Source organism: Thauera sp. 63 (genome assembly GCF_000310165.2).
Lineage (GTDB): Bacteria > Pseudomonadota > Gammaproteobacteria > Burkholderiales > Rhodocyclaceae > Thauera > Thauera humireducens.
Map to the genome: position 1 here is coordinate 1 of NZ_AMXC01000051.1, position 14,136 is coordinate 14,136.

10 protein-coding genes are annotated in these 14,136 nt (G+C 70.9%); 3 read left to right on the forward strand and 7 right to left on the reverse strand.

Features of this window, described 5'->3' with window-relative positions; translation table 11 throughout:
- The 3 genes from C664_RS19275 to C664_RS19285 form a co-directional block, all read right to left on the reverse strand.
- Positions 1–1,193 (reverse strand): sigma-54 interaction domain-containing protein (locus tag C664_RS19275; protein ID WP_004292792.1); only part of this gene is annotated, 1,193 nt, incomplete at its 3' end.
- An 84-nt stretch (positions 1,194–1,277) separates the two neighbouring features.
- Complete coding sequence (locus tag C664_RS19280; RefSeq protein WP_004292793.1) at positions 1,278–3,374, reverse strand: ATP-dependent helicase; 2,097 nt, start codon at positions 3,372–3,374, stop codon at positions 1,278–1,280.
- Positions 3,375–3,440: 66 nt separating this feature from the next.
- Positions 3,441–4,769, reverse strand: coding sequence for a tetratricopeptide repeat protein (locus tag C664_RS19285; RefSeq protein WP_004292794.1), 1,329 nt, complete (start codon positions 4,767–4,769; stop codon positions 3,441–3,443).
- Positions 4,770–4,934: 165 nt separating this feature from the next.
- On the opposite strand from C664_RS19285, the gene C664_RS19290 reads away from it, so the two are divergent.
- Positions 4,935–5,891: an AraC family transcriptional regulator gene (locus tag C664_RS19290; protein ID WP_004292795.1), complete on the forward strand. Its 957-nt coding sequence runs from the start codon at positions 4,935–4,937 to the stop codon at positions 5,889–5,891.
- 25 nt (positions 5,892–5,916) lie between these two features.
- Here C664_RS19290 and C664_RS19295 read toward each other — a convergent pair whose 3' ends face one another.
- Positions 5,917–7,698 carry a sensor domain-containing diguanylate cyclase gene (locus C664_RS19295; protein WP_004292797.1) on the reverse strand — a complete coding sequence of 594 codons (1,782 nt, stop codon included), beginning with the start codon at positions 7,696–7,698 and terminating at the stop codon, positions 5,917–5,919.
- Positions 7,699–7,907: 209 nt separating this feature from the next.
- Between C664_RS19295 and C664_RS19300 the strand changes: the two genes are divergently transcribed.
- Together C664_RS19300 and C664_RS19305 are read left to right on the forward strand one after the other, a co-directional pair.
- A complete protein-coding gene (locus C664_RS19300) occupies positions 7,908–8,702 on the forward strand; it encodes a caspase family protein (protein WP_038012550.1) in 795 nt (264 codons plus the stop codon).
- 74 nt (positions 8,703–8,776) lie between these two features.
- Entirely contained in the window at positions 8,777–10,099 is a 1,323-nt protein-coding gene (locus C664_RS19305; protein WP_004251208.1) for an IS1182 family transposase, read from the forward strand.
- A 162-nt stretch (positions 10,100–10,261) separates the two neighbouring features.
- On the opposite strand, the gene C664_RS19310 is transcribed toward C664_RS19305, so the two are convergent.
- The 3 genes from C664_RS19310 to recD form a co-directional block, all read right to left on the reverse strand.
- Entirely contained in the window at positions 10,262–11,161 is a 900-nt protein-coding gene (locus C664_RS19310; RefSeq protein ID WP_004292802.1) for an LOG family protein, read from the reverse strand.
- Between the two features lie 75 nt (positions 11,162–11,236).
- Positions 11,237–12,370 carry a molybdenum ABC transporter ATP-binding protein gene (gene modC / locus C664_RS19315; protein ID WP_198291558.1) on the reverse strand — a complete coding sequence of 378 codons (1,134 nt, stop codon included), beginning with the start codon at positions 12,368–12,370 and terminating at the stop codon, positions 11,237–11,239.
- Between the two features lie 211 nt (positions 12,371–12,581).
- Positions 12,582–14,136: exodeoxyribonuclease V subunit alpha (gene recD / locus C664_RS19320; RefSeq protein ID WP_004292805.1), on the reverse strand; the 1,555-nt coding region annotated here is incomplete at its 5' end.

Consider the following 14,136-nt stretch of genomic DNA (forward strand, 5'->3'; position numbering starts at 1 on the left):
GGGCTTGCGACCGCGGCGGGCACGGCCAGCGCCGGCTCGGCGGTGTCGAGCAGGGCCGCCAGCGCCGCGCCATCGAGCGGACCGTGCTCGGCGCTGAGCTGGGCGCGCTCGAGCAGGTTGCGCAGCTGGCGCACGTTGCCCGGCCAGGCCTGCTCTGCGAGCAGCGCCAGCGCGTCGTCGGCAAGCTCCAGCGGACGCTGGCCGGAGCGCGCGGCGATGTCGTCGAGCAAGGCCTCGACCAGGGCGCGGACGTCCTCGCGACGCTCGCGCAGCGCCGGTACGCGCAGACTCAGCACGTTCAGGCGGTAGAACAGGTCGGCGCGGAAGCCGCCCTCGGCCACCCGCGCCTCGAGATCCACATGGGTGGCCGCGATCACGCGCACATCGAGCGGGCGCACCTGGTTGGAGCCGAGGGGCTCGACCTGCTGCTCCTGCAGCACGCGCAGCAGCTTGACCTGCAGTGGCAGCGACAGGTCGCCGATCTCGTCGAGGAACAGGGTGCCGCCATTGGCGAGTTCGAACTTGCCCAGCCGTGCCTTGCGATCGGCGCCGGTGAAGGCCCCCGGCGCCGTGCCGAACAGTTCGGCCTCGACCAGGTTGTCCGGCACGGCCGCCATGTTTACCGCGACGAAGGGGCCGTCGGCGCGCGCCTGGCGCTTGATCTCGGTCGCGACCGCGCTGGTGCCGATGAAGTTGGCGATCGTGTACCGCGCACGCCGGGCCTGCAGCAGCGCACGTTCGGTCTCGGCCAGACGCGCCTGCAGCCGGCCGAACTTCTCCATCAGCGGCTTCAGGTGGCGCGCGCGGTCGAACAGCACGAAGCCGAGCGCCCCCACCACCTGGCCGTCATCGGCGCGCAAGGGGATGCGGGTGACGACGAAGTGCTCGTCGCCGAAGGGCATCAGGTCGAGCAGGCTGGGCTGGCCGCTGTCGACCACCTCGCGCAGCCGGCTGGACGGCAACACCGCCTCGATCTCGCGCCCGAGCGCGCTGCGCCCGTCGGCCAATCCGATCTTGCTCGCGTACTTGTCGCTCATCCACACGATGCGCGCCTCGCGGTTGACCGCCACCGTGCCTTCGCACTGGGCGTTGAGGTGGTCGAACAGCAGCGGCATCGCCACCGAACGGAAATGCTCGGGCGAGATGCCGATCTTGAGGCCGTTCTCGTCAAGGTCGGCGGCGGAAAGACCCATGGCAGGCTTACAGGGAGGAAAGGGCGACCGATCATGGCGCCGCCCCTGGCGGGCGGCAACGCTCGCGGGACGCCGTGGCGATGCTCAGCGCCACATGTCGCGCATCTTCGCCGCGAGATCGATCGCCGCCTGGCGCGAGGCGGGCAAGCCCTGCAGTTCGGGCGGCGGAGGCGGCCAGCTGATCTGCTCGAAGTGCCCGAGCAGGCGGTTGGGGATGAAGCGGGTGCGTCCGGCATACACGTGGCGGTCGCCCATGCCAATCTGCTGGGTGACGTAGAAACGCTGCGGCACGATCAGGTCGAGGCTGTCCTTGGCGCGCGTCATCGCCACGTACAGCAGGCGGCGCTCCTCCTCGACCTCGGCGCTGTTGCGGGTGGCGACGTCGGACGGGATGCAGCCGTCGACCACGTTGAGCACGCTCACCGCGTTCCACTCCTGGCCCTTGGCCGAGTGCATCGTCGACAGGATCAGGTAGTCCTCGTCGAGCAGCGGCATGCCGGCCTCGCCACTGGTGGCGCTGGGCGGGTCGAGGGTGAGCTCGGTGAGGAAGCGCTGCCGGCTCGGGCTGGTGGCGGCGATGCGGGCGAGTTGCTGGACGTCGAGCACGCGCACCGCGAAGTCGTCGTACAGGCGCGGCATCTGCGCCTCGTACCAGCGGCAGGCGAGCTCGAAATCCGCCGGCCACTGCGGACGTTCGGCCAGGCGCTCGACCAGCGCGGCGAATTCCTGCCATCCGGCGCGCGCGGCGTCCGGCACCGGCTGCTCGGCGAGCAGCGCGCAGCCCTCGGGCGCGGCGCAGACGTTGTCGAGCACGCGGCCGGCGGTCTTGGGCCCGACGCCGGCGAGCAGCTGGATGGCGCGGAAGCCCGAGATGCGGTCGCGCGGATTTTCCGCCCAGCGCAGCACCGCGAGCACATCCTTGACGTGGGCAGCTTCGAGGAACTTGAGCCCGCCGAACTTCACGAAAGGGATGTTGCGCCGGGTGAGCTCCATCTCGAGGCGCGCGCTGTGCGCCGAGGCGCGGAACAGCACCGCCTGCTGCTTCAGCCTGAGTCCCTCCTCGCGCCGCGCCAGCACGGTGTCGACGACGAAGGCGGCCTGGTCGGCGTCGTCCTTGACCGACACCAGGCGCGGACGCTGGGCCGACTCGCGCTCGGACCACAGGTTCTTGGTGAAGCGCTCGGCGGCGAGCGCGATCACCGCGTTGGCGGCCGCCAGGATCGGCCTGGTGGAGCGGTAGTTCTGCTCCAGCGTCACCACCTGCGCGGGCGGCTCGAAGGCCGCCGGGAAGTCGAGGATGTTGCGCACGGTGGCGCCGCGGAAGGCGTAGATCGACTGCGCATCGTCGCCGACCACGGTCAGGCCGCGGCCATCGGGTTTCATCGCGAGCAGGATCGACGCCTGCAGGAGGTTGGTGTCCTGGTATTCGTCGACCAGCACATGGTCGAACAGGCCGCCGATCTCCTCACCCAATGCCGGCTCGGCCACCATCTGCGCCCAGTACAGCAGCAGGTCGTCGTAGTCGAGCACCTGCTGCGCCTGCTTGGCCTCGACGTAGGCGCGGAACAGGCGCTTGAGCGCGTCCTCCCACTCCGCGCACCAGGGGAAGCTCGCCTGCAGCACCTCCGCCAGCGGCGCCTGTGTGTTGACCGCCGCCGAGTAGATCGCGAGGCAGCTGCCCTTCTGCGGAAAACGCTGCTTGGTCGCCGACAGGCCCAGCTCGTGGCGCACCAGGTTCATCAGGTCGCCGGCGTCCTCGCGGTCGTGGATGGTGAAGCCGGGGTCGAGCCCGATACGGCCGGCGTAGTCGCGCAGCAGGCGCGCGCCGATGGCGTGGAAGGTGCCGGACCAGTGCAGCTCGGCCTGCGCCAGACCGGGCCGGCCGGCCGACGCCTGCGTCAGGATGCGCCGCACCCGGCGCCCCATCTCGTCGGCCGCACGGCGCGAGAAGGTGAGCAGCAGGATGCGGCCGGGATCGGCGCCGTGTGCGATGAGGTGCGCGACACGGTGCGCCAGCGTGTTGGTCTTGCCCGATCCGGCGCCCGCGATCACCAGCAGCGGCGCGCCCGGCGTCGCGCGGTCGCCCACGCCCTGCACCACCGCCGCGCGCTGCGCAGGGTTGAGCTGCGCGAGCGGATCGGCCGCGGCGGCGGTGGCATGAGGGGCATGGGCGGTCGGCATGGCTGTAATTATATTCAGCCTGACGGCGCCGCGATAGCGCCGTTACCGACCGGCCGCCCGGCGTGCTCAGGCCGCCTCAAGCAGCGGCACGGTGCGCGCCACGTACTGCCGCGTCAGCGGACTGTGCGGCCGCGTGCCCAGGCGCTCGGCACACAGCGCACGGGCCAGCGCAGTCCGCTCGCCACGCAGTGCGGCCTCGAGCAGGGTGAGGTCGAGCACGCTGCGCTGCGCGTTGCTGCCGCCGAAGCGATGCCCGATCTCGCGCACGTCACGGATGCGACGCACGCAATCGACGTAGCGTCCTTCGCCGAACTCGCGCAGCGCCAGCGTCAGCGGATGGCCGACCTCGCGCGTGAAGGCGACGTTGTCGCTCTGCCCGGCCATCGCGCCACGCTGGGCCTCGATCACCGCCTCCACCGCATCGAAGCGCCGCGCGCCGACGAAGGCCATCACCGCATGCACATCGTTGAAGGCATAGCTGCCCGCCGTCGCCAGCGGCCACCAGTCGTCGGCGAGGCTTTCCCAGCGCGCACCGACGTCGATGCCGCGCAGATGCAGCCGCCACAGCATGGCCGACGCGTCGATCAGGTTGAGCACCTCGGTCGAGCGCCCGCCGCGGATCGGGCCGTCATAGAGCTGCAACACTTCATCGATCTCGCCGAGTTCGAGGTGATACAGCGCCAGGTGCCACCAGTTGTGCACACGGAAGAAACTGTCGGCCGACCACGCCTCGGTGTCCTGCCGCAGCCAGGCGATGCCGTCGCGCTCGCGGCCCTGCATCTCCATCACGTGGGCGACCGCATGCCAGGCCCAGCCGTCGCGGCGCTCGAGTTCGACCGCCGCCTTGCCCTCGGCCTCGGCGCGCGCATAGTCGGCGCACTCCTCCAGGCCAAAGGCGTGCATGCCGAGCAGCACGTGGCAGCCCGGCATGTCCCGCGACCACTCGGGCAGCGCCCGCGCGATGCGGTCGCGCAGCATGCGCGCGTTGCCAACGTAGAAATCCACCAGATGGCCGGCCTGCAGCGCGAGCAGGTCGTGCGGATAGTCGATGGCGACATCCTCCAGCATGCGGCCGGCACGATGCCAGTGAGCGCTCGCGATGGCCTCGACCGCCGCCACATGCGCCCGCTCACGCGCAGTGGCGGGCAAGCGGCGCGCGGCGTCCACCTCGGCACGGGCGACGGCGAGGCCGACGGGCTCGGTGCCGAGCAGATGCAGGTAGGCCCGCAACACGCGAGCCATCACGAAATCGGGGCGCAGCGCGATCGCCGCGTCGGTGTCGGCCACGGGGTCGCCGACATAGCACTGGAACTCCCGCAGCGCGCGGCGGTAGTGACCCAGGCTCTCGGCATCGGCACCGGTGCAGGCAAGGCCCAGTTCGTCATGGATGCTCATCTCTCGCCTCCTTTGGGGTTGGGGGCGCCTCTTGTGTCCCGCCCGAAGAAGCCCGGCCGGGAGGAGCGCGCGGTGCTAAGTTAAGTCCACGAGCAGCCGCGCGATATGTCCGGGACGCCGGAAGTCTTGCCCGTGGCGCCGGACATCGCTCGAGAAGGAAGGATCATGGATGCGCTTTCCGACGTCTTCGCCGCGGTGAGGCTGTCAGGCGGCGTCTTTCTGGACGCCGAGTTCACCGCGCCGTGGTGCGTCGATTCGAAGGTCGGGCCGGAGGAGTTTCCCGACGGCGAGGTGCCGGCCCATCTCATCGCCTACCACTACGTCGTTGCCGGGCAGATGTTCGTGCAACCGCACGGCGATCCGGCGGTCCGGGTTGGCGCCGGCGAGATCGTGCTGCTGCCGCGCAACGACACGCATCGGCTGTGCAGCGCGCCGGGCCTGCCGCCCACGCCGATCGACGACCGCCTCGAAGCCCCCGGGGCGGCGACGCCCGCCCTGCTGCGGCTGGGGGGAGGCGGCGACGCGACACGCATCGTGTGCGGCTATCTCGGCTGCGAGGCGCCGCACAATCCGCTCGTCGCCACGCTGCCGGCCGTCCTGCGGCTCGAGGTCCGCGACAGCACGGGCGGCGCCTGGATCGAAAGCGCCTTCCGCCGGGCGGCGGAAGAGTTCGCCGCGGGCGGGGTGGGCTCGGCCGCCGTGCTCGGCAAGCTGGCCGAACTGCTGTTCGTCGAGGCGGTGCGGCGCTATCTCGCCAGCCTGCCCGCCGACCAGACCGGCTGGCTCGCCGGCCTGCAGGATCGCATGGTCGGCCGTGCGCTGGCGCTGCTGCATCGCCGCGTCGCCCACCGCTGGACCACGGAGGAACTCGCGCGCGAAGTGGGGCTGTCGCGCTCGGCCTTCGCCGAACGCTTCACCAGCGTGCTCGGCACCCCGCCCATGCACTATCTGGCGAGCTGGCGCCTGCAGGTCGCCGCCCAGCGCCTGCGCGACAGCCCGGCCGCGACTGCGCAGATCGCCTTCGAGGTGGGCTATGAGTCCGACGCCGCCTTCAGCCGCGCCTTCAAGCGCAGCTTCGGCATGACGCCGGCCGCCTGGCGGCACCAGCACCGTCGCGGCTGACGACCGCCCCCAGCCCGGCTGCGGTTCAGCCCGCGTAGGCCCGGTCCGCGGCCGGCGAACTGCCCGACACCCGGTCGCGCCCGGCGCGCTTCGATGCGTACATCCACGCATCGGCCTCGCGGATCAGCGCCTCGAGGTCGTCGTGTCCACGCCATTCGGCAACGCCGACGCTGGCCGACACCCCAAGGCGCTCGCCCCCGAGCGGAATGTCGATCGAACGCACGCTGGCGAGCAGGCGCTCGGCCATCGCCCAGGCCTGCTGGCCCGTGGTCTCGGGCATCAGCACGATGAACTCCTCGCCGCCCCAGCGCGCGGCGATGTCCCCGGCACGGCAGTCGCGCTCGATCGCCCGCGCTGCCGCCACCAGCACCGTGTCGCCGATCGCATGGCCGTGGCTGTCGTTGATGCGCTTGAAGTGATCGAGGTCGAGCACGATGACCGACAGCGGACGCCCGTGGCGGCGCGCCGTGCTCCACACCGGCGCGGCATGCTCGGCAAAGGCGCGCCGGTTGCGCAGGCCGGTGAGCGGATCGAACGCCGCCAGATGCTCCGCCCGCAGCTGCTGCTCCCGGATGCGGCGCATGCGGTCGGCGAGCGCAAGCGCGAGGATCGTGCCATCGACCGCAAACCCGAGCTCGGCCGCGCGGAAGGTGAGCTCGGTGAAGGGCATCCCTCGCCACACGGCCATCGCGGTCACCGAGGCTCCGAGCATGCCCGACACCGCACCGGCCATGAAATAGGGCGCGCCGTCCTGGCGCGCGCGCAGGCCGACGACGCCGAGCAGGCACATCAGCACCGAGAACACCTGCACCACGAAGAAAGCCGTGAACACCGCCGCCGACTGCAGCCCGAACAGCGTGCAGGCGCCGATCGCCAGCAGCGCGGCCAGGTAGAACCCCCGTACGCCGCGATGCGCGCGCGGTACGATCGTCTCCAGATGCAGGAACCCGCTGGCAAAACGCAGGCCCATGGCGGCAAGCAGCACCATCAGCATGAGGATGACGTACTGCTGGAAGCCGGCCTGCCCCGGCCAAAATCGCGCGACGCCATGCCCCGAGTAGGCGAGACTGAGCAGCAGGAAGGTGCCCACATAGAGCACATAGTCCAGGTGGCTGCGGTGACGCAGGCCGATGAAGATCATCGCGTTGTAGGCGATCAGCGCCAGCAGGAAGCCATACAGCAGCCCAAAGCCGTAGTCGTGCCGGCGCTGGAGTTCGATCGCCTCGTCCGGGGGCAGCAGGCGCAGCGGCATCACGAGCGGGTCGGCAGTCTGGGCACGGATCAGCACGTCGCTGTGGCCCGGGGCGAAGGCGAGGTCGAAGGCGAAGCCGAGGCTGCCCATCGGCCCGCGCAGCCCGGCCTCGCCATCGCCCGCCCGCTGCACCGCGCGGAGCTGCCCGTCCTGCAGCACGAATACCTCGAGCCGCTCGATCCAGGGCACACCGGCAAGCAGCTGGCGCAGGAGGGGGCCCGAACCTGCATGATCGACCGCGAAATGGAACCACACCGGGGGCGCGCCGATGCCGAACTTGGGCACACCGGCGGGCAGGTCGCGGAACCGCCCCTCGCGCTGCAGGGCGAACGCCTGCTCCGCGCCGAGCGCGGGGCCGCCGTCCTCCAGCAGCATGGCAAGCCTGGGCGCACGGGGGTCGGCAGCATCGGCTGAGCCGGCCTGCGCCAGCGCGGCCAGCACCAGGAAGAACCCAAGCAACAGCAGGCGATACGGCGTGCCGGCGCCGGGCGCACGCGCATGGGACGGCGCCGCATCCCGTGCGATGGCGCGCACGGTGCCCCTGCAAGCCCCCATCTTCGGATTCCGCTCGCTTCTCGTCATGCCAGCCGCCCAGTCCGCTTCGTTCGCAACCCGGCCGCGCCTCCGCGACAACCGGTGGCGGGCGTGTCGTCGAATTCTAGGCGAGCGCGCACCCGCCTGCACTGGCCATGGAAAACCGCATGCCGCGGAACTATGCTGGAAACGCACCGCGCCCTGCCGGCGGGGCGCTCCAGGAGACCATCATGGCCAGACGTGCACTCTGCATCGGCATCAACGACTACCCCGGCACCGACAGCGACCTCAGCGGCTGTGTCAACGATGCCCGCGACTGGAGCGCCGAGTTGCAGGGGCGCGGCTTCGAGGTCACGACGCTGCTGGACGCCCAGGCCACCCGCGCCGCGATGATCGCCGCGATCGAGGCACTGATCGCCGGCGCGCAGAAGAACGACACCCTGGTGTTCACCTATTCCGGCCACGGCACCTGGGTGGTGGACAAGGACGGCGACGAGCCCGACGGTCGCGACGAGGCTCTGTGCCCGTGGGACATCGACCGCAAGGGGCCGCTGCTGGACGACGAGATCCGCCCCCTGTTCGACAGCCGTGGCGCCGGCGTGCGCCTGCTGCTGATTTCGGACAGCTGCCACTCGGGCTCGGTGACGCGCGGCGACGACAGCGACCTCGACCCCGGCGGCCCGCGCGCCCGCTTCCTGCCGCCCGAAGCCTGGATGAAGGCCGGCGAACTGCCCGACGCACCACGCGCGAGCGCGCTGACGCTGGTCGGCGGCATGCGCCGCGCCGGCGGCGACCTGCTGCTGGCCGGCTGCCGCGACGAGGAGTACAGCTGGGACACGTCCTTCGGCGGACGGCCCAACGGCGCCTTCACCTTCTACGCGCTGAAGACCCTGCGCGAGCAGAAGCCGCAGACCTACGAGCAGTGGCACGCCGCGATCCGCAAGTACCTGCCCACCAACCGCCTGCCGCAGGAGCCGCAGATCTTCGGCACCCGCAGCGCGCGCAAGATGCGGATCTTCGACTAGGAGTCTGCGCGGCAGAAGCCAAGCGTCGGTGAGTTAAGTCCTCCCGGGCGTTTCGGGGCCGGTAGACTGTCGAGATGACGAGCTATCTGCCCTATTGCCCGCAGCAGCAGATGCTGCTGCCCCAGGCGCTGCAGGAGTGGCTACCCGAAGGCCACTTGGCGTACTTCATCAGCGACGCGGTCGACGGGTTGGACCTGAGCGCGTTCCACGCCCGGTATGCCGGTGGCGGACCGCGCAACCAGCCGTTTCATCCGGCCATGATGGTCAAGGTGCTGCTGTATGCGTACGCCACGGGCGTGTTCAGTTCGCGCAAGATCGCGCGCAAGCTGCACGAGGATGTGGCGTTCCGGGTCCTGGCGGCAGACAACTTCCCGGCCCACCGCACGCTGAGCGACTTTCGCGCTGTCCATTTGAAGGAGCTGAGCGAGTTGTTCGTGCAGGTGGTACGACTGGCCCGCGAGATGGGGCTGGTCAAGCTCGGGACGGTGGCCATCGACGGCACCAAGGTCAAGGCAAACGCCAGCCGCCACAAGGCGATGAGTTACGGCCATATGGTGAAGGCGGAGGCCGAGTTGAAACGGCAGATCGAGGCGCTGCTCAATCGGGCCAAGGCCGCCGACGACGCCGAGCGGAACGAGCCCGAGCTGGATGTGCCGGCCGAGATCGCGCGGCGCGAGGCGCGGCTGACGGCGATTGCTGAAGCCCGGGCGCGGCTCGAGCAGCGCCAGCGCGAGGCCGATCAGGCGCGCGGGCGCAGCGACGATGACGACCGTCGCCCGCGCGGCGGTGACGGCAAACCGAAGGGCGGGCGCTACAAGCGCGACTTTGGAGTGCCCGAGGACAAGGCGCAGGAGAACTTCACGGATCCGGACAGCCGCATCATGAAGCGCGCCGGCGGCGGGTTCGATCCGAGCTACAACGCCCAGACGGCGGTCGACGAGACCGCCCACATCATCGTGGCGGCCGAACTGACCAACAACGCCAGCGACGCCGGGCAACTGGCGGGGGTACTGCAGGCCGTGCGCGACAACGTCGAACAACGACCGCGCCAGGCGCTGGCCGACACCGGCTACCGCTCGGAGCAAACGTTCCGGGAACTCGACGGGTGCGGGACCGAACTGGTGGTGGCGCTGGGCCGGGAAGGCAAGCGCCGACTCGGTTTCGACCGCGAACGCAATCCGCACACCGCACAGATGGCCGACAAGCTCGAGAGCGAGGCGGGCAAGAGCGCCTACCGAAAACGGAAATGGATCGCCGAACCGCCCAACGGCTGGATCAAGAACGTGTTGGGATTCCGGCAGTTCAGCCTGCGGGGCCTGGAGCGCGTCAAAGCGGAGTGGAAGCTCGTCTGTATGGCGCTGAACCTGCGCAGGATGAGCACATTGAGGACGGCATGACGGGAAAAGGGGGCAAACCTGTCCCCGTTGCCGTCCGGCATGCGCGCCGCGACGTCGCAAAGCAACTTAACCACGGCCTCAGTCTCTTGCCGCACCTCTCGGTTCGCCAATCGTTCTGCTAAAAAACACGCTCTGGAGTTCTGCCGCGCAGACTCCTAGCGCTCAGTTGCCGCGCATCTGGCGCGCCACCAGCGCCGGGTTGTCGCCCTGGTAGGCGGCCTTGATGATGCCCCACGCCTCCTCGGCCGTCTCGGCGTAGTGGAACAGGTTCTTGTCCTCCGGGCTGATCACGCCGTGCTCGACGAGCACGTCGAAATTGATCAGGCGTTCCCAGAAGTCACGCCCGATCAGCACGATCGGCCGGCGGCGGATCTTGCGCGTCTGCGTCAGCGTCAGCACCTCGAACAGCTCGTCGAGCGTGCCCAGCCCGCCGGGAAAGCTCACCAGCGCCACCGCGCGCATCAGGAAGTGCATCTTGCGGATGGCGAAGTAGTGGAACTGGAAGCACAGCTCGGGCGTGATGTAGGGGTTGGGTGCCTCCTCGAAGGGCAGGAAGATGCTCATGCCCATGCTGCGCCCGCCGGCCTCGTAGGCGCCGCGGTTGCCGGCCTCCATGATGCCGGGCCCGCCGCCGGTGGCGACGATGACCGGCTCGCCGAGCGCGTCCGGTTCGCGCGTCACCAGTTCGCCGAAGCGACGCGCCTCCTCGTACCACTGCGCGTTCCTGACCATGCGCTCGGCGCTGCGGATCGCGGCCGCCTCGCCGCTGGCCACCGCCTCTTCCAGCATCTTCGCCGCGACATCCGGCGCCTTGAAGCGCGCGCTGCCGAACACCACCACGGTGGAGTCCACGCCCTGCTCCTGCTGGATCAGCTCCGGCTTCAGCAGTTCGAGCTGCAGGCGCACCGGGCGCAGCTCCTCGCGCAGCAGGAAGTCGGTGTCGGTGAAGGCCATGCGGAAGGAACTGCCCGGGCCGTCGTAGCGGCCGTGCGGCTGCACGGCCTTGGCCTCGTCCTGGGCGGAGGGGAAGTTGCGGGCGCGGATGGGGGAAGTGTCGGTCATGCGGGCTGTCCATGCTTGCGGGGGCGCCATGATCGCATCCCGACGCCACGGTGCGCGAGCCGGGCGATGAACGCCCTATGCCAGCAGCGCTACCGACTTGATCTGCGCCCACATCCGGCGCCCGGGGCGCAGCACCAGCTGCTCGCTCGAACGCCGCGTGATGCGCGCCACCAGCGGCGTACCGCCCGCGTCCATCCGCACCAGCACGTGTGCCGGCGTATCGGCGCCGACGATGTCCTCGATGACGACCGGCAACAGGTTCACGATGCTCGAGCCCTCGACCTGATGGTCCGCGAGGCTGACGTCGCGCGCGTGGATGCGGAAGCGCAGCGTGCGGCCAAGCTCGGCCGCCTGCCGCGACACCCACACCGCACCGCCCGGAAAATCCAGCCGGGTGAGGTGGTAGTGGTCGTCGTGCTCGGCCACCCGGCCTTCGACGACCACGCCGGCGTCCTCGGTGAAGGCGGTCGGCAGGTCCAGCCGTGCCATCGTCGCCCGCAGTTCGCCAGCGGCCATCACCCGCCCCTCGCCCAGCATCACGATGTGGTCGGCCAGGCGCACCACCTCCTCCGCGGCATGGCTGACGTAGAGCACCGGGATATCGAGCTCGTCGTGCAGGCGCTCGAGGTAGGGCAGGATCTCCTGCTTGCGCTTGTGGTCGAGCGCGGCCAGCGGCTCGTCCATCAGCAGGATGTGCGGGCTGGTGAGCAGCGCGCGCGCCATGCCGACGCGCTGGCGCTCGCCGCCGGAGAGGCGGTCGGGCATGCGTTCGAGCAGGTGCTCGAGCCCCAGCAGCGCGATCGCGTGGTCCATCGAAACCTTGCGCGCCGCCGGCGGGATGCGGCGCAGGCCGAACGCCAGGTTGCGTCGTACCGACAGGTGGGCGAACAGGCTCGCTTCCTGGAAGACGTAGCCGAGTTCGCGCCGGTGCGGCGGCACGAAGACGCCACGCGCCGAATCCTGCCAGCACGCGCCATTGACGGTCAGCACGCCGCGGGCCGCGGGCTCCAGCCCGGCGACACAGCGCAGCAAGGTGGTCTTGCCCGAGCCGGAATGGCCGAACAGCGCGGTGACGCCGCGCCCCGGCAGATTCAGGTCGACGTCGAGGCCAAAGCCCGGATAGGCCACCTCGAAGCGAATGCGGATGCCCGTGTCCGCTGCATCCTCCCGCATCGCATCCGTCGGCAGCACCATTCCATCCTGCAGCATGTCGTTCGCCATCAGCGCGGCCCTCCGCAATGCACGCTGGCAGCACCGCACGGCACACGCGCGGTGCATCCCCGCCCTGGTTTCCTCATCTTCATCCGGCGCCCTCGTTCAAGGCTTCGGCGAAGCGCAGTTTCGACTGCGCCGCCAGGACACGCCACACCAAGCGCCGGGCACCGGGCGCGGGCGAGCGGCGATGGACGGACGCGGCGAGTCATGCCCGCGCCGCCTCGCGCATGCGGTCGCGCAGGCCCGAGGCCCGCAGCGTGCGGGCCGCGCAGCCGGCGACGAAGACATCGCCCGCGCCGGTCACCGTCACCCGTTTCGCGGCGCGGGTGACGCCGGTGTAGATCAGCTCGCGCGTCAGCACGCGTACCGGCTCGGCCGGCAGCACCAGCAGCACCTCGTCGAACTCCGAGCCCTGGCTCTTGTGCACCGTCAGCGCAAACGCCGTGTCGTGCGCCGGCAGGCGCAGGGGCGGGATGGCGCGGAAGCCACCGTCCGCTGCGGCGAAGAACACCCGCAACTCGCCCTGCCCGTCCGGCAGGCACAGGCCGATGTCGCCGTTGAACAGGCCAAGGCGATAGTCATTGGCGAGCACGATGACCGGCCGTCCCGGATACCAGCGCGCCACCGCGCTGCGCTCCGGCGGCAGGCCGAGCGCCGCCCGCAGGTGGGCTTCGAGATGGGCATTGAGCGCGGCCAGCCCGCGCCCGCCCTCGCGCACCGCCACCAGCACGCGGAAGCGTTCGAAGGCGCGGGTGGCCGCGGCCACGTCAACCGTTCCCGGGGCGCTTCCGGCCATGCGGGCACCCAGGCCTTCGCGCAGCAGGGCGACATAGGGCGCGAACCCGGCCTCGACGCGCGCCCGCGCCACGGTCCCCAGCTGCGTACCGGCATCCTCGATCCAGCAGGCCGAGACATCCTCGCCTGTCCGCAGCCAGGCCAGCGCCGCATCGCCCCGCCCGGCACGGATGTCGGCCGCCAGCCGGCCGATGCCGGAATCGGCGCGGAAGCGGTGGCTCTCCGTCAGCCACACCACCGCGTCGGCCAGCGGCGCAACGGAACCCCCGCTCGCCACCCCGGTGTCCTGCGGGCCCTCCAGCGCCGCGCCGGCAGCCGGATCGAGCTGCGTGAGATGCGCGCGCATCGGCATGGAATAGACGCACTGCGTCGACAGCTCGGCGAACACCGCGCCGGCCTCGACCGCGGCGAGCTGGTCCTTGTCGCCCAGCAGCACGAGCCGCGCCTCGGGCGGCAGGGCATCGACCAGACGGGTGGCGAGCGCGAGGTCCAGCATCGAGGCCTCGTCCACCGCCAGCACATCGACCGCCAGCGGATTGCCGGCATGGTGGCGGAAACGACCCGGATCGGGCGTGACGCCGAGCAGGCGGTGCACGGTGAAGGCCTCGGTCGGCAGGCGGGCGACGAGGGCCGCGGGCAGGGTCTGCGCGCGCTGGCGCAGCGCCTCGAGCATGCGTGCCGCGGCCTTGCCGGTGGGCGCGGCCAGCGCGATGCGCAGCGCCGGCTGGCTTTCGAGCAGGCAGGCGAGCAGGGCCGCAACGGTGGTGGTCTTGCCGGTGCCCGGCCCGCCGCTGATGACGGTGAGCCGCCCCTGCAGCGCCAGCGCGACGGCGAGCTTCTGCCAGTCGGGGGTGGACGCGGCACGGGGCGGGAACAAGGTCTCGAGCAGCGGCGGCGGCTGCACCGGCGCGGCGGCGCGTGGCGCGCGCGCCACCAGCGCCCGCGCCAGTGCCCGCTCCTGGTCG